Source organism: Stenotrophomonas sp. 3(2025) (genome assembly GCF_052665395.1).
In genome coordinates, this window is sequence record NZ_JBQOIF010000008.1 from 64,576 (window position 1) to 85,270 (window position 20,695).

General features: G+C 65.4%; 21 protein-coding genes. 12 read left to right on the forward strand and 9 right to left on the reverse strand.

All coding sequences use genetic code 11. From position 1 onward, the window contains the following. The first annotated feature begins 15 nt into the window (after positions 1-15). Together ACUXVE_RS08300 and ACUXVE_RS08305 are read left to right on the forward strand one after the other, a co-directional pair. Positions 16-1,446, forward strand: a complete 1,431-nt coding sequence (locus tag ACUXVE_RS08300) for a serine hydrolase domain-containing protein (protein ID WP_445514192.1) — start codon at positions 16-18, stop codon at positions 1,444-1,446. Positions 1,447-1,523: 77 nt separating this feature from the next. Continuing rightward, positions 1,524-1,979 (forward strand): DUF4952 domain-containing protein, encoded by a 456-nt coding sequence (locus tag ACUXVE_RS08305; protein ID WP_222388907.1) that lies wholly within the window; start codon positions 1,524-1,526, stop codon positions 1,977-1,979. Positions 1,980-2,124: 145 nt separating this feature from the next. Here ACUXVE_RS08305 and ACUXVE_RS08310 read toward each other — a convergent pair whose 3' ends face one another. The 4 genes from ACUXVE_RS08310 to ACUXVE_RS08325 all read right to left on the reverse strand — a co-directional run bounded on the left by ACUXVE_RS08310 (position 2,125) and on the right by ACUXVE_RS08325 (position 5,286). Then, entirely contained in the window at positions 2,125-2,517 is a 393-nt protein-coding gene (locus ACUXVE_RS08310) for a DUF3037 domain-containing protein (RefSeq protein WP_093819080.1), read from the reverse strand. Further along, the gene (locus ACUXVE_RS08315; protein ID WP_032976287.1) at positions 2,495-3,271 is read right to left on the reverse strand and encodes a HipA family kinase; all 777 of its coding nucleotides are present in this window, start codon (positions 3,269-3,271) and stop codon (positions 2,495-2,497) included. The genes ACUXVE_RS08310 and ACUXVE_RS08315 overlap by 23 nt, the downstream gene beginning before the upstream one ends. Positions 3,272-3,335: 64 nt before the next feature. After that, complete coding sequence (locus ACUXVE_RS08320; protein ID WP_445514193.1) at positions 3,336-4,766, reverse strand: XVIPCD domain-containing protein; 1,431 nt, start codon at positions 4,764-4,766, stop codon at positions 3,336-3,338. 13 nt (positions 4,767-4,779) lie between these two features. After that, positions 4,780-5,286 (reverse strand): hypothetical protein, encoded by a 507-nt coding sequence (locus ACUXVE_RS08325; protein WP_261311881.1) that lies wholly within the window; start codon positions 5,284-5,286, stop codon positions 4,780-4,782. Between the two features lie 759 nt (positions 5,287-6,045). Here ACUXVE_RS08325 and ACUXVE_RS08330 point away from each other — a divergent pair. From ACUXVE_RS08330 to ACUXVE_RS08345, 4 genes are all read left to right on the forward strand, one after another. Then, positions 6,046-6,381, forward strand: coding sequence for a hypothetical protein (locus ACUXVE_RS08330; protein ID WP_025876944.1), 336 nt, complete (start codon positions 6,046-6,048; stop codon positions 6,379-6,381). Between the two features lie 155 nt (positions 6,382-6,536). Next, positions 6,537-8,999, forward strand: a complete 2,463-nt coding sequence (locus ACUXVE_RS08335; RefSeq protein ID WP_222388920.1) for a S9 family peptidase — start codon at positions 6,537-6,539, stop codon at positions 8,997-8,999. 121 nt (positions 9,000-9,120) lie between these two features. Beyond that, positions 9,121-9,882, forward strand: a complete 762-nt coding sequence (locus tag ACUXVE_RS08340; protein WP_445514194.1) for a hypothetical protein — start codon at positions 9,121-9,123, stop codon at positions 9,880-9,882. A gap of 135 nt (positions 9,883-10,017) precedes the next feature. Further along, positions 10,018-10,341: a hypothetical protein gene (locus ACUXVE_RS08345; RefSeq protein ID WP_222388924.1), complete on the forward strand. Its 324-nt coding sequence runs from the start codon at positions 10,018-10,020 to the stop codon at positions 10,339-10,341. A gap of 13 nt (positions 10,342-10,354) precedes the next feature. On the opposite strand, the gene ACUXVE_RS08350 is transcribed toward ACUXVE_RS08345, so the two are convergent. Then, positions 10,355-11,338, reverse strand: a complete 984-nt coding sequence (locus tag ACUXVE_RS08350; RefSeq protein WP_445514195.1) for a hypothetical protein — start codon at positions 11,336-11,338, stop codon at positions 10,355-10,357. A gap of 140 nt (positions 11,339-11,478) precedes the next feature. Between ACUXVE_RS08350 and ACUXVE_RS08355 the strand changes: the two genes are divergently transcribed. From ACUXVE_RS08355 to ACUXVE_RS08365, 3 genes are all read left to right on the forward strand, one after another. Then, positions 11,479-12,447 (forward strand): DUF2268 domain-containing putative Zn-dependent protease, encoded by a 969-nt coding sequence (locus tag ACUXVE_RS08355; protein WP_093819086.1) that lies wholly within the window; start codon positions 11,479-11,481, stop codon positions 12,445-12,447. A gap of 94 nt (positions 12,448-12,541) precedes the next feature. After that, positions 12,542-13,288 (forward strand): SGNH/GDSL hydrolase family protein, encoded by a 747-nt coding sequence (locus ACUXVE_RS08360; protein WP_445514242.1) that lies wholly within the window; start codon positions 12,542-12,544, stop codon positions 13,286-13,288. A gap of 202 nt (positions 13,289-13,490) precedes the next feature. After that, the gene (locus ACUXVE_RS08365) at positions 13,491-14,210 is read left to right on the forward strand and encodes a hypothetical protein (protein WP_261311882.1); all 720 of its coding nucleotides are present in this window, start codon (positions 13,491-13,493) and stop codon (positions 14,208-14,210) included. A 15-nt stretch (positions 14,211-14,225) separates the two neighbouring features. Here ACUXVE_RS08365 and ACUXVE_RS08370 read toward each other — a convergent pair whose 3' ends face one another. Further along, complete coding sequence (locus ACUXVE_RS08370; protein ID WP_222388938.1) at positions 14,226-14,771, reverse strand: thioesterase family protein; 546 nt, start codon at positions 14,769-14,771, stop codon at positions 14,226-14,228. A gap of 69 nt (positions 14,772-14,840) precedes the next feature. Here ACUXVE_RS08370 and ACUXVE_RS08375 point away from each other — a divergent pair, with 69 nt between their 5' ends. Next, complete coding sequence (locus ACUXVE_RS08375; protein ID WP_140225818.1) at positions 14,841-15,419, forward strand: TetR/AcrR family transcriptional regulator; 579 nt, start codon at positions 14,841-14,843, stop codon at positions 15,417-15,419. Between the two features lie 12 nt (positions 15,420-15,431). On the opposite strand, the gene ACUXVE_RS08380 is transcribed toward ACUXVE_RS08375, so the two are convergent. Then, positions 15,432-15,701 (reverse strand): hypothetical protein, encoded by a 270-nt coding sequence (locus ACUXVE_RS08380; RefSeq protein ID WP_258954329.1) that lies wholly within the window; start codon positions 15,699-15,701, stop codon positions 15,432-15,434. Positions 15,702-15,906: 205 nt separating this feature from the next. Between ACUXVE_RS08380 and ACUXVE_RS08385 the strand changes: the two genes are divergently transcribed. Both ACUXVE_RS08385 and ACUXVE_RS08390 read left to right on the forward strand, forming a co-directional pair. Then, positions 15,907-16,320, forward strand: coding sequence for a VOC family protein (locus ACUXVE_RS08385; RefSeq protein ID WP_093819088.1), 414 nt, complete (start codon positions 15,907-15,909; stop codon positions 16,318-16,320). Positions 16,321-16,368: 48 nt separating this feature from the next. Beyond that, complete coding sequence (locus ACUXVE_RS08390; protein WP_445514196.1) at positions 16,369-16,884, forward strand: hypothetical protein; 516 nt, start codon at positions 16,369-16,371, stop codon at positions 16,882-16,884. A 41-nt stretch (positions 16,885-16,925) separates the two neighbouring features. On the opposite strand, the gene ACUXVE_RS08395 is transcribed toward ACUXVE_RS08390, so the two are convergent. Beyond that, the gene (locus ACUXVE_RS08395; RefSeq protein WP_445514197.1) at positions 16,926-19,034 is read right to left on the reverse strand and encodes a TonB-dependent receptor family protein; all 2,109 of its coding nucleotides are present in this window, start codon (positions 19,032-19,034) and stop codon (positions 16,926-16,928) included. 116 nt (positions 19,035-19,150) lie between these two features. Beyond that, on the reverse strand, positions 19,151-20,587 hold the full coding sequence (locus ACUXVE_RS08400; RefSeq protein WP_445514198.1) for a serine hydrolase domain-containing protein: 1,437 nt from the start codon (positions 20,585-20,587) through the stop codon (positions 19,151-19,153). Between the last annotated feature and the right edge of the window lie 108 nt (positions 20,588-20,695).

Genomic DNA, 20,695 nt, shown 5'->3' on the forward strand with positions numbered 1-20,695 from the left:
TGCGAAGGATTCGCCATGTCCGTGTACCGTCAACGCTCCTGTGCCTTGCTGTTGGCGTTCGCCCTGCTGCCGGCACTGTCATCCAGTGTTGGTGCGGCCGAAGTACCTGCCGGATCGAGTGGTCCGCGCGCACAGGATGCCGTGGATGAATGGTTGGCTGCCTTCAATGCGGGCAGCCTCGATGGATTGCAGGCGTTCGCCGACAGGTACGCAAAGAAGGCGGGCAGCGGCCCGCAGGATTACCTGGAGTTCCGTGCGTCCAGTGGGCCGATGAAGGTCCTCGACGTCCGCTCGAGCACGCCGGAGAAGGTCGAAGTGCTGGTGCTGGGCGAGAACAGTGAACGGGCGATGCTGTTGACTGCGGAAATGGACCCTGCCGCTCCACGCCACGTGAAGCTGTTCCAGTTGGAAGGTGTGCCGACGCCGCCACAGTTCCAGCCCGCACGCATGGAACTGCCGGCACTTCTGGGCGAAACCACGGCACGGCTCAACGCGCTGCAGGCGGCCGACGCACTCTCTGGCTCCGTGCTGGTCGCGCACGATGGCAAGGTGCTGATGCAGTGGCAGGGAGGGCTCGCCAACCGCGAGCAGCGCGTGCCCGTCGATGCGCAGACGCAGTTCCGCCTTGCCTCTTCCAACAAGATGTTCACCGCAGTGGCGATCCTGCAACTGGCTGAGGCCGGCCGTCTTGCCCTGGATGACACCATCGGCAAGCGCCTGCCGGACTATCCCAACGAAGGGGTGGCAGGTACGGTGACGATCCGGCAACTGCTCAACCATACCAGTGGGCTCGGTGATTTCTTCGGTGATGATTTCGAGCACTACGCGGCGTCTTTGAGAACGCACGACGATTATGTGCAGCGCTTCGCCAAGGATCCCCCGCAGTTTGCCGCAGGCAGCCAGGATGGCTATTCCAACTACGGGTTCATTGTGCTCGGTAGGATCATCGAGGTGGTGTCCGGGCAGACGTACTACCGCTATGTCAACGGCCATATTCTCCGCGCAGCGGGCATGACGGCAACCGGCTTTGAGCCGGAACTGGTGGACGTTCCACATCGTGCACCCGGCTATACCCGGGTGAAAGGACAGTGGCTCAGCGAAACCAGATCCCTGCCATGGCGCGGGACTGCGGCCGGTGGCGGTTACAGCACCGTGGGTGACATGTTGAAGTTCGCCGAGGCCCTGCGTGCCGGCACCCTGGTTTCGCCGGCGTGGCTACAGCAGGCCACGCGTCCGCAGAACAACAAGGGCTGGTACGGCTACGGGTTCATGGTGCAGGGAGAGGGCAGGCAGCGCCAGTTCGGCCATGAGGGCGGGGCGCCCGGCTCGAACAGCGCCATTGTGGTGATGCCTGAGCAGGGATATGTACTGATCGGCCTGGCCAACGTCGATCCGGATGCGATGGGCAATGTGATCAACTACATCGCCCGCCGCGTGCCCCTGTGATGCACGGTGCCGGCAGCAACGACCGACAGCAGAGCGGCAAGAGGGGCCTGATTGGACTGCAATGGTCATCGCTGTGCATGGCTTTCCTTCTTGCCGGCACAGCACAGGCACAGCTTCCCGACGCCGCGCTTGCAGAATGGGAGCTGCACGGCCGCTCCGAAGGCCTGGCCCGCCCCGACACCGTCTGCCAGGATTTCCTGCAGGCGATGGGACGCAAACCAGCCGAGCTGGAATACGTAGGCTGCACGCAGGACGACGATTCCTACATCCAGCCGATGGAAGCGCGGTATCGCGTCAACGGTGCCTCGGCGGCGAAGATCGAAGCCTATCTGCAGCAGACCTTTGGCATGCCGTCATTGACGTATGTATGTTGTGGCTGGAGCAGCGGCGCGCCTTATTTCTGGCATGAGCAGCCGGGCAGCGTGAAGTACCAGATCGGCATGGGCGTGGAATCGCTGCATCATCCGCGCACGCAGTGGAGCGTGATTCCCTACTTCACGGTAACCGTTGCGGTGAACCGCAAAGGCCCCTGATGGCGTTTGCTTGAAACCAACCACTGGATCACCTGGACCGGTTGAATGTCGGTAACGGGCGTATGCTGTTCGGCGAGGAGGCGGCCGCGCCCGGTTTGGCGAGCAAGCGCGGCAGGATGCACCACGTAAAGGCGGCGGCAGGTCGTTAGTTGGGAACGCGCACCATCTTTGCCATCAGGTGTTCGACCACGCCCGCCGGGTCCGCCGTGCGGCCTACGTGTGTGCTGGACATCTGCACCACCGAGCTGCGCTTGGCGGTCAGGAAATGGAAGCGCGCGCGCGCAGGCAGCTGCGCGATCGGGCCGGCGCCGGCATCGCCCCGGCAGATCGCCACGATTGCATCCAGCCAAGGCTGCAGCGCTTCAATATCCAGCGCCGGCGCGAAGGCGTGCAGGCGCGCGGCATCGATCTCGATTGCCGCTTCCAGGTGACGTGCGCCCGGGCAGGACACGATCACCCCAACGTTGATGAATTCCTCGCGCTCCACCCGCGGTACCACGCGGATGACGGCATAGTCATACGTGTGCAGCGTGGGCACGGATGGCCTCCTGCACGAACACCGCACGCACCTTCAGGCGATGCTTCAGGTAGTTGATGTAGCCCTGCCGGTAAGCCTGCGGGCTGTCGAAGGCCGGCTCATCGACCAGCCAGCTGTCCGGCACCAGGCCGACGATGCGCTCGATCTCCGCATCAGGCAGGCGCGCGGCCAGCTCGGCATCCACCTCGGCGATGCGGCTGGCGAATGACAGCAGCACATGGTCACGGATCAGTACGAAGGGCTTCTCGCAGGCATCGCCGGCGTTGGCCCAGTCGTGATGGAAGTACATCGCCGCACCGTGGTCGATCAGGTACAGCTTGCGGTGCCAGACCATCAGGTTCGGATTGCGTGTGGTGCGATCGACGTTGCTGGTGAATGCATCAAACCAGACGATGCGCGAGGCCAGGTCGGCGTCCACCGGCATCGCCGCCGGATCGTAGTTGATCGCGCCGGGCAGGTAATCCAGGCCCAGGTTCAGGCCCTCGCTGGCGCGGATCAGGTCCTGGATCTCCGGGTCCGGCTCGGTCCGCGCGAACTCGCTGTCCAGCTCGACGAACAGGATCTCCGGAATCGGCAGGCCCACCGCGCGTGCCATCTCGCCTGCGATCAGCTCGGCGATCAGCGCCTTGGGTCCCTGGCCAGCGCCCCGGAACTTGAGTACCGCCATGCCGTCGTCGTCGGTCTCGACCACGGCAGGCAGCGAGCCACCTTCCCGCAAGGGGGTGATGTAGCGGAGGGCATGGACGGTACGCATGGGTGCATTCTAGCGTGGCCCATGCATGGGGTGCGCCGGGCGGTGCCCGGCGCTGTCCCTGACCTCAGTGCGACAACGCGCTGCGCTGCTGTTCCTGCACCTGCTGGCGCGTCTGTTCCTGCGAGGCGTGGTCGGCCTGGCGCTGGTTGACGGTAGCGAGGCTGTCCAGGCTTTCCTGCACCGGCCGCTGCGCGGCTTCGGCTGTGGCTGTCGATGCGCGTAGCGACGCAGGATCATCCAGAGCGCCCTTCACCACGAACACGTTCTGCGCCGCAGCGACATCGCCTGCCTGCCGGCTGAGCACCACATGATCCACGCGGTCCAGGCCGTTCTCGCGGGCCAGTACCAGCAGGCTTGAGCTCAAGCGTTCACTGGAGGCGTCGAAGCTGCGGCCGTTGGCGGCATCCAGCTCTGCCACCTTGCCGCGGATCTGATCGTGCAGGGCGCGGTCGTTGCCACCCGCCAACGGCGCAGCCTGCGCCGCGGTCGGCACGGGTGTGGTTGCCTGTGCAGTGATGGGTACGTGGGCGTAGGTGCCTTCGGTGTGGTCGAAATAGTGCAGCGTGGACGGCGAGGTGCTGGTATCGAAGTAGGGCTGCCGTGGCTGCGTGCCCTCACCCAGAGACAGGCCGTTCTGTTCCAGCAGGCTTTCCTGCAGGCCCAGCTGCGCCATGTTCACCGACATCCGGCTGATGCCATCGGGTGCCGGGTTTCTGGCCTCTTCCTCGCAGGCCCGGCCGATGGCATAAGCAGCGTAGAAATTCTGGTAATCCGAATTGCCATTGGGACCCAGCCGCGACGACACGCCTTCGTCGTAGTAGTGCTTGCCCATGCCCTCGATGTTGGCGGCAGTGGCGGTCATGCTCAGGTCTGCATTGAGTGTGAGGTCCGGATGCGCGGCATAGGTCATCGGCGGGCCGGGCTGTACGCGCACGAACTCCTCTGCACGGGTACTTGCTTTGTAGACATCTTCCAGCGTGGCGTCCGGTTTGGCGGTCTTGACCATGCCTACCAATGCGTTCCAGCCCTCGATGTTCGCCGATGCCTCGTCGCGCCGGTTGGCTGCGAGCAGGTTGCCGATGGCCTGGGTGTAGTCGTGGGTCGAATCGCGTGCGGCAATGTCTGCAATATCGGAATCAAACTGCTTATAGGCCCGTTCGGTCGCTGCATCATTGAACCCGTGCTGCAGCTCATGGCCCAGAACGAATGTCAGCTCTGCAGCGTCATGCCTGTCCCGCGCTGGGGTGGACAGACTGGACGCAGGCAGGCTGATCGTCTTTGCGCCGCCGTCGTACTCGCCGCCCACACTGCTGTCGGCAGGCAGCAGCTCAAAGCGCTGCAGATGACCGGCGGCGATGGCCGAGTCGACCTGGGTTGCCAGCGCCGGAGAGTTGGCGATGGCCTTGCGAAGGTTGTCGACCTGATCGGTCGTTACATCGGGTTTTCCTGCAAATTCGGTCAGCAGGCGTTCCGTATCCGCTGAAAGCGTAGGCATGGTGCGCCGCTCCTTACTGCACGGTGACAAGGCGGACGCAGGCATGTGCCGGCTCGCCAGACGGGGTCGGATTCTCAGCCATCGTGTCGACCTTGATGCTCAGGTTCGGGCGATCGAAACGGTCATGGATGACGCGGCCGTGCTCGCCGCGGATGGTTTCACGCTTGAAACCCGCGGCCTGCAGACCCGAGGCGAACTGATCGAAGTCGACCTGACAGATCGCCGATGCGTTCGCTTTGCGCTCGGCGGTGGTATCGATGAAATTGAGATCCAGACGCGTATCGGCGGCGCCAGCCGTCTTGATTTCCAGCCCGTAGCTCCATTCCGGCGTCAGCGTGCCGCCGTAGCCGAAGTGACCCGGGCCGAAACGCTGCGCGGGCGCCTGCATGGCCTGCGATACCCGTTCAAGGGTCAGTTCACGGGTGGAGTTGGTGTCCTTGATCAGATCCAGCAGGCGCAACAGGAGTTGGTCTGCGGTGAGCGCAGACGGCGTTGCGGCGTCGGAGGCAGTCGATGCCATGGTGGTGGGTCCTTGAGAAGTCGACGATTGGTCAGTCGCGTGTGCGCAGGCGCAGAGCGAGGCCGCACTTAGGACGATTGTCCACGGCCGTGTGAATGCGTACCCAAGCATGAGCGTTCCTTGCACGTTGAGCGCTGACTCTGGATGGGGTCAGGTGAATCACAGGTTAAATGCAATGGATGATGGCTGAAACCGGGCAGGGCGCTTCGGGGCTCGGGCCTTGGCTGCAGCTGGATTACCCGCGCAGAGCGTGGCCATGGCCGCGCGCAGTTGGCTCCGCATGCATGGATCTTTCTTCACTTCGTCGTTCCGCGACCGATGGCAGCATCCAGCGGTGTAGACGATAGATTGAGCGCTGGCGTGGCCTTGAGTTGCAGGTCTGCCGCTTTCCCGCGACCGACACCCGCCAGCTCGTTTCCGGCACATTTGCGCAGCGTTGAACGTGGCCCTGCGAGGCCACTCCCCTCGGCAAGGAGGCCCGCGATGCACAGTCCTGTTCACGCGTATACCTACCGCATCAGCAACCAGCCTATCGCGCAGGCAGCGTGCGCTGGTGTTGGCAGACATGCTGAAGACGTTGCTGCGGTTCATGCAGCCTCAGACAGAATTCTTCCGTGAGTTGAGCACCGATGGTTGGCTCTGCATCACGCAGTGCGCAGAGCCACTACATGCATGCGAGTCGCCCCGGGGCGCTGCTTCGTTCGCAGCACTGGGCGCGCATCTCGTCCACGATGTCCACGCAGGCTTCCGAGGTGCACGATGAGCAACGAATCGAGAGGAGCCCTGCCGCCCCTGGATCTGGATGATGCCAAGGCCGCGCAGATGATTGGCAAGCTGGTGCTGGTGGGCGTGACCCGTTTTGGCGGCGATGGTCAGGTGCAGGGGCTGGAGCAGTTTGCCGGCACCGTGCTGAGGGTCAGTGCCGAAGAAGGGCTGGTGCTGGCCGATGGCGATGACGGCCATGAGCGCTACCTGCCGCCCATGCTGGACCAGTACCTGCCGGCCGCGCCGGGCGAGTACCAGTTGCGGTCCAGTGGGGTGACGGTGATCGATCCCGATTATCTGTCCACCTGGGAGTTGCACGCGCGGCAGTAGGCGAGGGGCGTCCAGAGAGGGGCCGGGCCAGGCAGGGCCACGCTTTGCAGGATGGGGCGACTAGCCCTTCCGGCCCATTTCCCGGTGGGCAGGGGGTGTTAGATTCGGCCCATGCCCGCCGTGCGGGTACCCAACTCACACCCCAGGGGAAAAGGATGCTCATCCGTCGTACCTCTCTGGCGGCGGCCGTTGCCGTTGCCACGCTCGGCCTGCTGGCCGCCGGCCCGGCCTTCGCCGACTACGCCAAGCCGCCGGAACACCTGCTCAAGGTGCTCAAGGCGCCGCCGCCGCCGGCACCGAACATCGACCCCAGCGGCCAGCGCCTGCTGCTGACCACCGCGCAGACCTATCCGTCCATCACCCGCGTCGCCCAGCCGTACCTGAAGCTGGCTGGCGTGCGCCTGGAACCGAAGAACCGCAGCCGCCACGACACCCCCGGCGGCTATGGCATTCCGGCCTGTGTGGCCGACTTCACCCTGGTCGAGATCGTCAGCGGCAAGAGCACCAAGGTGAACCTGCCGCAGGGGTGCGCAGGTGGCGCACAGTGGTCGGCCGATGGCAGCCGTTTCGCCTTCCAGAATGCCGTCGATACCAGCGTGCAGCTGTGGGTGGGCGACGCCGCCACCGGCCAGGTGAAGCAGGTGCCGAACGTGCAGTTGAACCCCATCTTCGGCAGCACGGTGCAGTGGCTGGGCGGCAGCCAGAACCTGCTGGTGAAGCTGGTGCCGGCCAACCAGGGGCCGGCGCCGTCCAACGGCGGTACGCCCACCGGTCCGGACGCGCAGGAGTCGCTGGGCAGCAGTGGCGAGAGCAGCACCTATGAAGCGCGTGACACGCTGACCAGCGTGCACGATGAAAAGCTGTTCGCCTATTACGGTGCCTCGCAGCTGGCGGTGGTCGATGCCGCTGCCGGCAGCGTGCGCCCGGTTGGCCAGCCGGCGCTGTACAACGACGTCAACGCCGCGCCCGATGGCGAGCATGTGCTGACCGAGACCCTGAAGGCGCCGTTCTCGCATGCGGTGACCTACCAGCGTTTCGCCAATGATGTGGCGGTGCTGGATCTGGCCAATGGCCGCAATACGGTTCTGGCCAGCCTGCCGCTGGCCGATCGCGTGCCGGTACACGGTGTGCCGGAAGGCCCGCGGGGTTATGACTGGCGCTCCACCGATCCGGCCACCCTGGTCTATGCCGAAGCGCTGGACAAGGGCGACTGGAAGGTGAGCGTGCCGCATCGCGATCGCGTGCTGATGCTGAAGGCCCCGTTCACCGGCAAGCCGGTGGAAATCGCCCGCACTGCACAGCGCTTCGAGGGCTTTGCGTGGTCGGCCGACCCGGCCGTGTCGTTCCAGTTCGAGAACGACGAGAACCGCCACTGGATGCAGGCCCGCATCGTCGATGTGGACCAGCCGAAGAAGGAAGGTCGCCTGCTGTGGGACATGTCCAGCGATGAGCTGTACGGCAACCCGGGCAACCTGGTGTTCAAGCGCCTGCCCAGCGGTGCGCCGGTGGTGCGCCAGGAGGGCAACACCGTGTTCCTGCGCGGGCAGGGGGCGTCGCCGCAGGGCGACCGTCCGTTCCTGGATGCGCTCGATCTGGCTACGTTGAAGAGCGAACGTCTGTTCCGCAGTGATGCCGATGCGTACGAGCAGTTCCTGGGGTTCAGCAATACACCGGGTCGCTTCCTGACCTGGCACCAGTCGGTGATGGACCCGCCGAACGCGTTCGTGCGTCTGCTCGGTGAGCGCATCAACGATGCCAAGGCCGGCGAGGCACAATTCCAGTCCAAGCCTGCTGCGTTGACCAAGCTGGTCGACCCGACCCCGGAAGTGCGGCAGATCCAGAAGCGCCTGGTGACCTACAAGCGCGCCGATGGCGTGGACCTGTCGTTCACCCTGTACACGCCGCCGGGCTACAAGGAAGGCCAGCGCGTGCCGGCGATCCTGTATGCCTACCCGGCCGACTTCGCCAATGCCGCGCAGGCCGGGCAGGTCTCCGGTTCGCAGCAGACGTTCACCCGTCTGCAGCCGTACCGCCTGATGCTGCTGGCCGGCTACGCGATCATCGACAACGCCTCGTTCCCGATCGTGGGTGACCCGAAGAACGCCTACGACACCTATCTGGAACAGCTGGAAGCCGACGCCAAGGCGGCGGTGGACAAGGCCGTGGAGCTGGGCGTGGTCGACCGCAACCGCATCGGCGTGACCGGCCACAGCCATGGTGGCCTGATGACCGCCAACCTGATCGCCCACACCAACCTGTTCAAGGCCGGCGTGGCGACCAGTGGCTCGTACAACAAGACCTTCACCCCGTTCGGCTTCCAGAACGAGCGTCGCTCGGTATGGCAGGCGCAGGATGTGTACCTGAAGGCGTCGCCCTTCTTCTACGCCGACAAGATCAAGCTGCCGCTGCTGCTGGTCCACGGCGAGGATGACGCCAACCCGGGCACCGAGCCGTTCCAGTCGCGCAAGCTGTACCAGGCGATCCGCGGCAATGGTGGTACCACCCGCCTGGTGATGCTGCCCAACGAGCCGCACTGGTACACCGCGCTGGAATCGAACGAGCAGCTGGTCTATGAAATGCTGAATTGGTTCGACACCTACGTGAAGAACGCGAAGTAATCCTGCAAGGCCGCCTTCCGGGGCGGCCTTTCTGGTTCAGGCGTCCAGTAGCACCGAGCCATGCCCGGTTGTGATGCACGAAGGCTGCATGTGCCACAGAATCCGCTTTCCAAGGAGCGTCATGAAGGCCTGGTTTCTCGTCGTCGTAGCCCTGTGTCCGGCCGCTATGGCTGCTGCAGCCGATGGGCCCATGCGCATCGATGTGGCCTACGACTGGTCCGGTTGGGGAGGTGTTTCGGAGCACTGGCTTATCGAGCGCAATGTACGTGGAATCACCACGCGTGTTCGTGTCACAGATTCGGCGGGAAGCCAGGAATTGCCCAAGCAGATATTGCCGGCTGCTGCGGTCGAAGCGTTCGAAGCGGCTATTGATGCTGCCCCGCTGTCCAAGGAGGCCACGATCAGTCTGATTGCGGGCCGCCTTGATCGCGCTGAGATGCTGGAGTTGGATCCGAAACTGCGGTCAATGCCGCCGGCATCGTGCACATTCGCCGATCAGCAGGCGTGGGCCCGTCGGACGTTGACTGTCCAGGGGCTGCACCAGCGAGTGCAGCAGCACTTCAGGGGGGACGGGGTGGCGTGGACTGACGATTATCCGGTGATGTCGGTAACGGTGAAGCGCCAGGGCAAGCCTGACGTGGTGTTTCTGTCGAGATCGCAGAAGGCCTTGATGTTGCCATGGAAGCAGCTGTCTAGTGGGCAGGTGAATCAGCGATCACTGTCGCTCGCGCCGGATCAGTGGCGCCCCGCGCTGAGTGACGCGTTGACCCGGTTGCTGCCAGAGGGGGAGGCAACACGTGCCCGCTTCAAAAGCACCTGGCTGCAGCATCGCTTGAAACAGGAGCTTGAGCTGGAGGCATTGAAGTGCACGACCGGGCCATGAACAGGGGGGACTACGAGGGCACAGCCGGGCCAGGTATCCCCCTGTCGCTGTTGCGTAACCATCTGTGATGCAGGCATGGATCGGCCACAAAGCTGCGGTACGCTGCGCATCTGATGTCCGCTACGGGTTCGCTCCATGAAGGCCTTCATCCTCGCCGTATCGCTGTCGATTTCCGTTGGCCCGGGCATTGCATTCGCCCAGCCGCTGCCGGCCGAGCTGGCAGCGTTGGGCATCACTGCCGGCATGCCCTACAGCAAGGCCAAGCGCCTTCTTGATGCCGCAGGATGGCAGGCCAGCCCGCCACGCGATGCGCCCGAAGTATTGGATGGTTTCCCGGAAGTGGGTTGCCAGAAGGGCGGTAACAATTGCAGCAGCACCTTCGCCAAGGATGGGCAGCAGGTCGTCCTGCAGGTGGGAACCACGCTGGCGGGCCAACCCTTCGTGCAAGGCGGTCGCTGAGCACGACGGGCACTCAGCCCAGCGGCAGGTTCTCCAGCGCACGCGACATCCGGTCATGCAGGTCGCGCACGCGTTCGGCCTTGGCGTCCACGCGGCGCTCATCGCCGAAGCTGCGGACATAGGCGCATGCAGCGAAGCCGACGCTTTCCCTTTCGTACTCGGCGATCCACGCCAGGCGGTCGGGGTTGCTGGCCTGCTCGGCCGACCAGGCCGCCACCGGTGGACGGATGCGCGCGATGATGCCAAGCCGCCACGGTTTGGGTGTCAGCCGCGCACGGAAGCAATGCTGCAGCGTGCACATGCGTGCATACAACGTGTCGGTGCCCAACGCCTTGAAGAAGGCATGCACCTGCGCATCCTGTGGTTCGAACGTGGCATGCATGGCCAGTATGCGCAGCCCGGCCGGGGTGCGGTAAGCGCGCAGGTGCCAGTCTGGGTGGTGCTCGACGAATGCCTGCACGCGCTGCAGTGCGATGCCTTCGACACCGCCGGACCGGGCCAGCCGTCGCTTGCGCCGCCCCGACAGGACCTGGTTGACCACCACCATGGCAATGCCGCCGGCCGCCAGGCCGATGTTGAAGTTGCCCAGCGCACCGCCGATCAGCGCACCGGCCGCCAGCAGCCCCAGCGCACCGAGCAGCGGCAATGCGCAGCCTGACGGAGTGGACACGTGGTCGATATCCGCAAACAGTATGTCCGGGGTGTTCAGGCACAACGCGCCGTAGCTGTTGCGGGTAACGATGACGTCATCGCTGCGCTGCACGATCTGCTCGCGGATCGGGATGCCTTCCACGCCGTAGTTGGTTCGTCGCTCGCGACGCGGCACGGCCTGGCCGCTGAGGATGGCATCGAGCGCTTCGCGCGCACGTGCATCGGCATGGGCCTGCGCGGCATCCTGGTCGTCGTCGGACCAGCCGAACCGGCGTACCACCACCGGGCGTCCCCTGTACCTGTCCTGCAGGCGGGCTTCGGCCCAGTACGCTGGAACGATCATCATCCTGTCTTCCCCTTGCTTCCATGGCAGCCGCTCGCCGCGAGTCTGGCATAGCAGGGGAGGGCGTTGCACGATACGGCAGCGCATGCGACGACGCGGTGGTAGATTGCGCGCTTCGCGTGCACTCCACCAAGGACGGAGCCATGTTCGTGTCATTGCGCTGCCTGCTTGCCCTGGCCCTCGGCGGGGTGATCGGCACTGCCCAGGCGGCCGCGCCGGGACCGGAAATCCTGACCGCCGATGCCAGCCGTTTCTACGCGCTGTACGAGGCCGCTGGCGGCAAGCCCAGCGTGGCCCAGCTTGAGCAGTACCTGGCACAGGGCACGCCGAGCCTGGCCCAGTTCGCCAAGCTGCGTCGGGTGACTGCCCAGCGCATGGCCGAAGCGATGGCGCGCGACCCTGCGCTGTACGCCAATGGACGGGCCTGCCTGGCGGAGTTGCCGGCGGTGCGGCAGCGACTGGTGCAGGTGTTCGCCACTCTGCAGGCCATCTATCCGCAGGCGAAGTTTCCGCCGGTGGCGATCGTGGTGGGGCGCGGCAAGCCGGTGGGAATGACCTACCCCGATGGCGTGGTGATCGGCCTGGAAGCGCTGTGCGCGGCCGATTTCATGAACGCCAACGCGCAGGACCGCTTCGTGCACGTGATCGCGCATGAATACGTGCATATCCAGCAGACCGGCGTGAGCGAGTACGAAGCAGGCGACCCGCGGGCGACGGTGCTGCGCGAGTCGCTGGGCGAGGGGATCGCCGAGTTCATCGCCGAGCTGATTTCCGGCAACGTTGGCAATGGCCGGCATGCCGGCTGGACGCGGGGCAGGGAAGTGCATATCGAAAGCGCCTTCGCGCTGGACGTGGACAGCACCGATCTGACGCCCTGGCTGTACAACTACACGCCGGGTTCGCAGGAGCCCTACGATCTGGGTTACTGGGTGGGCTACCGCATCGCCAAGGCGTATTACCTGCAGGCCGGCAACAAGCGCGATGCCGTGCGCGCGCTGATCCAGCAGGACAACCCGAAGGCGATCCTGCAGGCCAGCGGCTGGACGCCAGGCATGTGGATGCCGGCGAAGGTGACGGGTGTGGCGGCAAGGACGGCTGCATCGGCCAAGTGACTATTGGCAGGCCGCGCTAGACTGCTCAGGTCGACAACGGAGGATGCTCATGCGCAGGAGGACTTCACTGGCCTGGCTGCTGGCCGGATCGCTCATGGCGGGGCTGGCCACGCCCGTATTGGTGCAGGCGGCCAGCAATCCATTGCTGACCAAGCCAGTGGAGCAGGTGCAGCCAGACGAAGTGCGCTTCATGCAGCAGCGTCTGTCCGACTGGCCGCAGCTGCAGAAGTACCGCGCAGCCAATGCCGCATTGCCCGCGCCACGGGCCGGCCAGTCACGCGTGGTGTTCTTCGGCGATTCGATCACCGAAGGCTGGGGCAAGGAAGGCAGCAGCACGTTCTTCCCCGGCAAGGGCTACCTCAATCGCGGCATCAGCGGACAGACCACCGCGCAGATGCTGGTGCGCTTTTCGCAGGATGTACTGGCGCTGCGCCCGGATGTGGTGGTGATCCTGGCCGGCACCAATGACATCGCCGGGAACACCGGCCCGTCCACGCAGGCGATGATCGAGGACAACCTGCAGGCCATGCTGGATCTGGCCAAAGCGCATGGCATTGCGGTGGTGCTGGCGTCGGTGTTGCCGGTCAGCGAGTACCCGTGGACGCCGGGCATAGCACCTGCGCCCAAGGTGCGTGCATTGAATGCTGCGTTGAAGCGGCAGGCCGATGCGCGCGGGCTGGTCTATCTGGACTACCACACGCCGATGGCCAACCGTGCCGGCGGACTGGATGCGCAGTTGGCAACCGATGGCGTGCATCCGACGGCGAAGGGCTATGCGCTGATGGCACCGCTGGCCGAGGCGGCGATCAAGCGCGCGCAGGCGAACGCGCCCAAGCGCTGAGATTGGGGTAGTGCCGGCCGCTGGCCGGCAACCTCGATCTGCATGCCGAACGGATTGCCGGCCAGCGGCCGACACTACCCTATCGCCAGTTCCGCCAGAAGCCACTCACAGAGCCGCACCACCAACGGACGCGGCGCCGCTGCGATAAAGTGTCCACCGAGCCGGCCGCGCACGGTGGCCGCCAGGGACGACGAGGCAGGGAATGCAGAACGGAATCGGCAGCAGGCTGCGCTTGGCCGGCGTGGCCACGGTACTGATGTTTGCAGGTCAGGCGAGCGCCATTGCCGCGCCTGCAGCGTCACCGGTCACACGTGAGGCGGTGGCCGGCATTTCCCTGAGCGAATGGACCGCGCGTTGGTGGCGCTGGGCTGACGCGCAGAGGGTTGCGCCTTACCTGGATCCCGATGGTCGCCTGTGTGAACTGGGCCAGGAGGGGCCGGTCTGGAACCTGGCAGGCACCAATGGCCGCTTCCAGCCACGCAGGCAGTGCGTGGTGCCCGAGGGCAGGCACCTGTTGCTGCCCATCATCAACATGGCCAGCTACCAGACCGGGGAAGACGTCTCCTGCGAGGAGCTGCAGGCCGGCGCGGCGATCAACAACGATTATCTGGTCAGCGCTGTGGTGCTGCTGGACGGGCAGCCGTTGGGTGACGTGCGCCTGCACCGGGTGAAGAGCGAAGGTTGCTTCCGCATGGATCCGGATGACGATGATTCGCGATTGGCTGCGGCCGACGGCTACTGGCTGATGCTCAAGCCACTGACGCCCGGTCGGCACACCGTGAGCGTCGGCGCCAACTATGGCGCGCCCGAAGGTGGCGCGTACAGCCAGATGCGGCAGACCTTCGAGTATGTGCTGCATGTGGGTGGCCGCACGCAGATCACCTTCGTGACCCCCATGAGGGTGGAGGCGTCTGCCCCCTGATCTGCGCGGCAGGGGTCATTCATGGTCCTGCTTCAACGCCAGATCGGCAGCCAGCAGCGCCTCGGCTGCAGCACTCAGGGCCGGCGCGGGCGGAGCAACCACGCCGATCGATTCCATCATCTGTGGCATGCCGACGAACTGACGTGCGCGGCGGTCGTAGATGCCGGTGATCAGCAGTGCACGCGTGGCGGTTTTCTGCTCCGGGCCGATCAGTACGCGCTGCTCCATGATGCCGCGTGTGCCGACCCAGCCGACCAGTCGCGTTTCCAGGGTGAAGCGCTGGAACGGCTTCAGCTCGCGCCGGAACTGGATGGTGCCGGCGCCAACAATCGGCGCCCACTTCTCACGCAGCGCCACCTTGCCCAGGCCCATGCGCAGGATCAGGTCCAGCCGGCCCAGGTCGAAGATGTTCCAGTAGCGGCCGTTGGTCATGTGCAGGTTGCTGTCCAGGTCGTTGGGCAGCACCCGGAACTGCAGGCGGGAGACGCCGAACGGGGCCTCCAGCTTCGGCCGGAACAGGCTGCGCAGCAGCAGGTGGAGCAGGCGGAACCAGAGATTCATGATTATGACGACTGTTATAGAACGGTCGATACGCTAGTCTATGACGACTGTCTTAGCAAGGAGCCGGCCGTGAGCCCGCGATCGTCCGATGCCCCCCAGCGTGTGATCGATGCCGCAGCGCAGATGCTCGCGCGTGTGGGCCTCAACGCGACCAGCATCCGCGAAGTGACCAAACTGGCTGATGCGCCGCTGGGGTCCACGTATCACCACTTCCCGGGCGGCAAGCAGGAATTGTTGGCACGGGCCACCACGATGGCCGGCGACAAGGTGGAGGCGCTGCTGATCGAACTGCTGAAGGGCGGCGCGGTGCAGGGGTTGCAGCAGTTCCTGGCGATGTGGCGCGAGCGCCTGCTGCGTACCGGTTTTCGTGCCGGCTGCCCGGTGCTGGCGGCGGCCGTCGAGGAGCCGGTGGAGGCCCTGCCGAGCCAGCCACGTGCGGCGGCCGCCGAGGTGTTTGCGCGCTGGCAGGGGCACCTGGCTGAGGCGTTCGTCGCCGATGGGCACGCGCCCGCCCAGGCGACCGGCCTGGCCAGCCTGGTGATTGCCAGTGTGGAAGGCGCAGTGGCGATGAGCCGTGCACTGCAGGACATCACCCCGTTCGACCAGGTGGCTGCGCAGTTGTTGAAGGCGGCTGCACCGCCTGCTTGAGCGGCGCGCGGACTACTTGAAGAACATGTAGACCCACCCGGCAAACATGGGCACCATCACAGCGACACTGGATGCCACCAGCCAGCGTACATAGCGGCTGGCCGCATCGGCCCCTTGCCGTTTCAGTGCCCAGGCATGCACAGGCAAGACCAGCAGGGCCTGCAGGAACAAGGCCGCCATTGCGCCAAGCCAAAGTGCAAACACGCCCAGGCAGCCGTCACTCATGCAATAGGTCGCGAACCACGACCCCCAGCCTGCCAGGCCGATCATCGGCAGGAACATGACGATGGCAACAGGGCGGGTGAACTGGGACGCTTGCATGCAGGAGCCGATCCGTTCCGTGGCTGCCCAGAATATAGGATCCACACCGGACCGCGGTTGCCGTGGATCGGGCGGGAACTGGATGGGACGTGGCCTGTAGACGCGGCGCCACGGCAGGGTAGAATCCGGCCAGCGCAGCCCGCGCGTGCTTGGCAAGGATGTCTGCATGCTGCACCACCTCTCGTTGGGTGTCCGCGATCTCGAGCGTGCAGGTCGCTTTTACGATGCCGTTCTTGCAGCACTCGGTTACCGCCGCGTTTTCGAAGACGACACTGCGATCGGCTATGGTCTGGTCGAGGATGAAGACCTGTTGTGCCTGAAGCTGCGCGACGATGCGGTTGCGCCGGGACCTGGCTTCCATCTGGCGCTGGCGGCAACCACGCGCGACGCCGTTGATCGGTTCCATCATGCGGCCTTGGCCACCGGAGGCCAGGACAACGGACCTGCCGGTCTGCGCCCGGACTATGGCGAGCGCTACTACGCTGCGTTCGTGATCGATCCAGATGGTCATCGCATCGAGGCGGTGACCAAGGCGGCGCCGGATGCGGTCAGCCTGATGCAGGTATTGAAGGCGTTGTAACAGGATCTGCCACGACGTTTAATATCAATCACACGCAGGGAGAAGCGCATGGATGTCGCTGCACGCAGGAACAGGAAGTTCGTTCGTTGGCTGATGGTGGCGATGTTCGCCCTGTTGATGCCCTTCGCGGTGCTGGCCCAGTCCGGGCCTACGGCCACCCCGCCCACAACAGATGCGGCCGCCGAAGAAGCCCAGTGCCGCGCCTCCACCTATGAACGCATCGGGCACAAGGTCGACATCGGCCTGGTGGCCTTGGTGTCGCTGCTGGTGGTCGGCCTGCTGGTGGCCATTTCCCGCGAATGGGGGACGACCTCGCAGCGCTGGACCTGCCGCACGATGGCCCTGCTGCTGGTGGGCATCGGGGTGGCCCTGCTGTGGTGGGCGGGCAGCATCATCTACCTGGGCTATAACCCGTGGCAGGAGGACGCCGCTCCGCTGGATGCCGCGTTGGCCTCTACGCTGCTCAGCACGTCGCCGAAGTGGCTGGCAGGGCTGTTGATGATGGGTTTCGCGCCCACTGTCTGGCGACGCAGCGAGCGCCTGCCGTCCTGGCGCATTGCATGATCCATGGGGCGCCGGGCGATGCCCGGCGCTCCCCATGTGAATCAGTCGAAGCGCCAGCGCACGCCTGCATACACGCCGCGGCCTTCACCGGGCGTCGAGCGCGCCACGTCCTTGCCGGCATCGTTGTAACCGGGGGTGACGGTGGCGGCGTAATGGCGGTCGGCGATGTTGCGCATCTCCGCCCACAGCTGCCAGCGGCCGCCCGGTGCGTCGTAACCGATGCGACTACCGAAGATGACGTGGCCGTCCGCCCAATAGCTGTTGGCGTAGTCCACCGCGATGCGTGAGGCGTACTCGGTGTTCAGTGCGGCATACAGGCCCGAGGCGTGGTCGAAGCGCAGTTCGGCCTGATAGGCGTGGCGCGGCAGGCCGGGCAGGCGGTTGCTGCCGAAGCGCGTGTCATGGCGATAGCGGAAATCGCTGAAGGTGTACGCCTGGCGCAACGACAGACGGCCCGGTGCAGCCTGCCACAAGGTGCTGTCCAGACCGGCCTCGATGCCACGGTGCACGGTGGGGCTGGCGTTGTTCTCAGCGATGAACAGGTTCGGCACCGGCTGTAGTTCCACGCTCAGCAGCTCGTGGTTCACGTGCGCGTAGTAGCCGGTCAATTCCCAACGACCCAGCGCCGCTTCGCCGCGTGCGCCGAGTTCCAGCGTGGTGGCGGTCTGGTTATGCATCGGCACCGGCGCGCGCTGGCGGCCGGTGGACGGACCATTGCCCGCGCCGAAGTACTGGTTCGAGCCCCAGATCATCGACCACGGGTGCGGCGCTTCCACCGAACGGCTGAGGTTGCCGAACCACTGCGTCTGCGGCGTCTGCTGCCAGGTGAAGCCCAGCCGCGGCGCGTAATCCCAGTCGTGGTCGCGCAGGCGGCCGCCGCTGCTCGGCCAGGTGACCTGCACATCGCGGCGGGTGTTGATCAGTGCAAAGCCGGTCTGTACGCGCAGGCGTTCATTCACGGCCAGGTTGTTGCTGATGTGCAGCGTGCTGTCGGTGCCGTGGTGGCGGAAGTCGCGCGTGCGGGTGCCGGCGGCATAACCGTTGTTGGCAAAGCGCAGCGACTCACGCACATCGGCATCCAGGTCGTGGGTTACGCGCAGGCCGATGGTGGTTTCGCTGTCCAGGCCGAACAGCGTATGCCGGCGGCGGTAGTCCAGCGTGGCGTTGAGGTTGGCGTAGTCCAGCTGCTGGCGGTACAGGCTCTCGTTCAAGTCCATCGGGTATTTGTGATAGACCAGCCCGGCCTGCAGCGAGGAATCCTCGTCGATCTGCAGGGTGGTGAGATTGCCCACCCACGTGCTGCCCGGCTGAGGACGGCGCGCATCGATGGCCAGGTTGGCCGCGTTCGCCGCGCGCGGATCATTGCGGATCTGCTCGCGGGTCAGGCGCCCGGGTGTCTCGTGGTTGGTTTCGCGGTAGCGCACGAAGAAGCGTGTCTGCAGATCGGGGGTGATCTGCCAGCCGATGTTGGCCATCGCGCCCTTGCCATCGCCGGCCGCATGGCGCTGGTAGCCATCGAATTCGGTATCGGTATAGGCCAGGAAGTAGGCGACGTCACCACTGGCGCCGCCCCAGCTGATCCCGCGCTTCTGGTAGCCGCGGCTGCCGGCTTCGTAGTGCAGCTGCACGCCCGCCGAGTCGCGACCGCTGCGGCTGATGTAGTCGATGGCTCCGCCCAGTGCCAGCGCGCCGCGTTCGAAGCCGTTGGCACCGCGCAGCACTTCCACGCGTGACAGCCACAACGGTTCCAGCAGTTCGTAAGGCGTGCCGCCGGGGCCGGTCAGTGGAAGGCCGTCGATCGACACCGCGACGCCGGAAGCATGTGCACCCGGGCCGCGGTTGATGCCCGAGCCGCGGATCGACACCTTGGTGCCTTCGTTGCCCGGCGACTGCGCGCTGATGCCGGGCTGGTAGGCCAACACGTCGGCGCTGCTGGACAGGCGGCTGTCCGCCTTGGCCACGTCGATCACGTTGCTGGCGCCCGGCACGCGCTTCAGCGCCTCGCGCGCCTGCGCGCTGGCATCGGCGGCAGTGACCTGCACCGCGTCCAGCGTGGTGGCCTGTGGGGCCGCGTGGGCGGTGGTGGAAAGGCTAAGCAGGATGGCCAGCGACAGCAAGGAGGGGGCGGGGCGATGCGGCAGGAAGTGCATGCGGACAGTCTGTAAACCAAAAAACAGGCGCGCAAGTTAACAGGTCGAGTACGGTACGTCACCCACCGGGTGCGTATGGGCTCACCCCGATGCGTGGCGTGGATTCACAGAAGAATCTACGGCGAGGTTTTCGCCAGCCCCTTCGACTTCGCATACAGCCGATCAGCGGTCTCCCTCTCGCCCAGCGCAGCATGGCATTCGGCAAGGCTGTCCCAGGCATTGGCCGAGGTGGGATACAGGGCAGTATTGAGGGCGAAGATCTTGAGCGCGGGCCGGTTGCCCAGATTGTTGCGGATCGCGTAGCCGGTTGCATTGATGGCCCACTCCAGTTCGTTGGATGCAATGCCACTGTTCTCGCTCAGCCACGCACGCAGGCTGCTTTCACTGCCGCTGTCACCGGTCAAGGCATAGCCGATCAAACGTTCGGACAGTGCTGCATGCGGAAACTCGCCTGCCGCAGCCACTGCCATCGTGCTTTCCACCAGCGTGCTCGACCAGGCATTGCGGGCGCTGCCATTGGTCAGGTACACGAACACCCAGTAGCCGCTGGCCAGCGTGCCCTTGTAGGCCAGCCGCGCGCGCACGCGGGTGCCACCATCGTGGCCGACCTGTGTGTAGCCATCGCTGCGGGTCGTATCCCAGCCGGTGGCGAAGAAGTTGCTGCCGCCGCCGGTCAGTGTCTGTGGCTGCCACAGCGCTTCCAGCGTGGCAGTGCGCACCAGCTTGCCGGTCGCCAGTGCCTGCAGGAAACGGTTCATGTCGCCCACGGTGGTCTGCAGATCGGCGTGGCCCCAGCCGTAGTGCGGCCATGGATCTTCATTGGCCGGCTGCAGCTGGCCGTCCTTGCCGATGTACGGCATTGCCGCGCGCTCCGCCGGCACGCTGGCTGCTCCCCACGAGGTGCTGGTCATTTCCAGCGGCTGCAGAATGCGTTCGCGGGCGATGGCCGGATAGGGCTTGCGGTACTGGGCCTCCAGCAACGCAGTCAGCACCAGGTAGTTGGCCTGCGTGTACTGCACGCGGCTGCCGGTTCTGAACTGCGGCGGCGCCGAACCGGCCACCTTCAACGCAGCAGCAAGATCGGGTGCCACGCCCCGGTAGCCTTTGCTCACCCAGCGGTTGTCCACGCGGTCGTAGTATTCGCCGATGCCAGAGCTGTGGTTGAGGAAGTCACGCACGTGGATGGCCTGCCACGCGGTCGGCAGGTCCGGCACATAACGACTGGCGGGGGCATCCAGATCCACCTTGCCCTGGTCCACCAGCTGCATCACCAGCGTGCTGGTCAGCAGCTTGGCCATCGACTGCGCGGCGAAGATGGTATCGACGGTGGCGGGCGCGTGGGTGGCCGGGTCGCGTTCACCACTGGCGCTCTCGTACAGCACGTTGCCGTTGTGTGCGACCAGTACCGCCTGGCCGGCGATGCCGTAGCGTTCGCGATTGGCCTGGAGCTGGCTGTTGAGCCGGGAAGCAAGATCTGGCGGAACATCCCGCGCCGAAGCGAACGGGGTGGCGAACAGGGCGCAGAGCAATGCAGCAGCGAGCGTGCGGTACATCGCGGTGATCCGTCAGCGGCGATGGCGCATCTTGGTCACGGCGGGGGATAGGGTCAAGCCAGGAGGGTTGTGCCGACCAAGGTCGGCATCTACCAGAGCGATGGCCAT

Bases quoted from the DNA above. Each gene is read 5' to 3' on its own strand.
- ACUXVE_RS08300 (WP_445514192.1), top strand. From the start codon at position 16: ATGTCCGTGTACCGTCAACGCTCCTGTGCCTTGCTGTTGGCGTTCGCC.
- ACUXVE_RS08305 (WP_222388907.1), top strand. From the start codon at position 1,524: ATGGCTTTCCTTCTTGCCGGCACAGCACAGGCACAGCTTCCCGACGCC.
- ACUXVE_RS08315 (WP_032976287.1), bottom strand. From the start codon at position 3,271: ATGCGTACCGTCCATGCCCTCCGCTACATCACCCCCTTGCGGGAAGGT.
- ACUXVE_RS08320 (WP_445514193.1), bottom strand. From the start codon at position 4,766: ATGCCTACGCTTTCAGCGGATACGGAACGCCTGCTGACCGAATTTGCA.
- ACUXVE_RS08325 (WP_261311881.1), bottom strand. From the start codon at position 5,286: ATGGCATCGACTGCCTCCGACGCCGCAACGCCGTCTGCGCTCACCGCA.
- ACUXVE_RS08330 (WP_025876944.1), top strand. From the start codon at position 6,046: ATGAGCAACGAATCGAGAGGAGCCCTGCCGCCCCTGGATCTGGATGAT.
- ACUXVE_RS08335 (WP_222388920.1), top strand. From the start codon at position 6,537: ATGCTCATCCGTCGTACCTCTCTGGCGGCGGCCGTTGCCGTTGCCACG.
- ACUXVE_RS08340 (WP_445514194.1), top strand. From the start codon at position 9,121: ATGAAGGCCTGGTTTCTCGTCGTCGTAGCCCTGTGTCCGGCCGCTATG.
- ACUXVE_RS08345 (WP_222388924.1), top strand. From the start codon at position 10,018: ATGAAGGCCTTCATCCTCGCCGTATCGCTGTCGATTTCCGTTGGCCCG.
- ACUXVE_RS08350 (WP_445514195.1), bottom strand. From the start codon at position 11,338: ATGATGATCGTTCCAGCGTACTGGGCCGAAGCCCGCCTGCAGGACAGG.
- ACUXVE_RS08355 (WP_093819086.1), top strand. From the start codon at position 11,479: ATGTTCGTGTCATTGCGCTGCCTGCTTGCCCTGGCCCTCGGCGGGGTG.
- ACUXVE_RS08360 (WP_445514242.1), top strand. From the start codon at position 12,542: ATGGCGGGGCTGGCCACGCCCGTATTGGTGCAGGCGGCCAGCAATCCA.
- ACUXVE_RS08365 (WP_261311882.1), top strand. From the start codon at position 13,491: ATGCAGAACGGAATCGGCAGCAGGCTGCGCTTGGCCGGCGTGGCCACG.
- ACUXVE_RS08370 (WP_222388938.1), bottom strand. From the start codon at position 14,771: ATGAATCTCTGGTTCCGCCTGCTCCACCTGCTGCTGCGCAGCCTGTTC.
- ACUXVE_RS08380 (WP_258954329.1), bottom strand. From the start codon at position 15,701: ATGTTCCTGCCGATGATCGGCCTGGCAGGCTGGGGGTCGTGGTTCGCG.
- ACUXVE_RS08385 (WP_093819088.1), top strand. From the start codon at position 15,907: ATGCTGCACCACCTCTCGTTGGGTGTCCGCGATCTCGAGCGTGCAGGT.
- ACUXVE_RS08390 (WP_445514196.1), top strand. From the start codon at position 16,369: ATGGATGTCGCTGCACGCAGGAACAGGAAGTTCGTTCGTTGGCTGATG.
- ACUXVE_RS08395 (WP_445514197.1), bottom strand. From the start codon at position 19,034: ATGCACTTCCTGCCGCATCGCCCCGCCCCCTCCTTGCTGTCGCTGGCC.
- ACUXVE_RS08400 (WP_445514198.1), bottom strand. From the start codon at position 20,587: ATGTACCGCACGCTCGCTGCTGCATTGCTCTGCGCCCTGTTCGCCACC.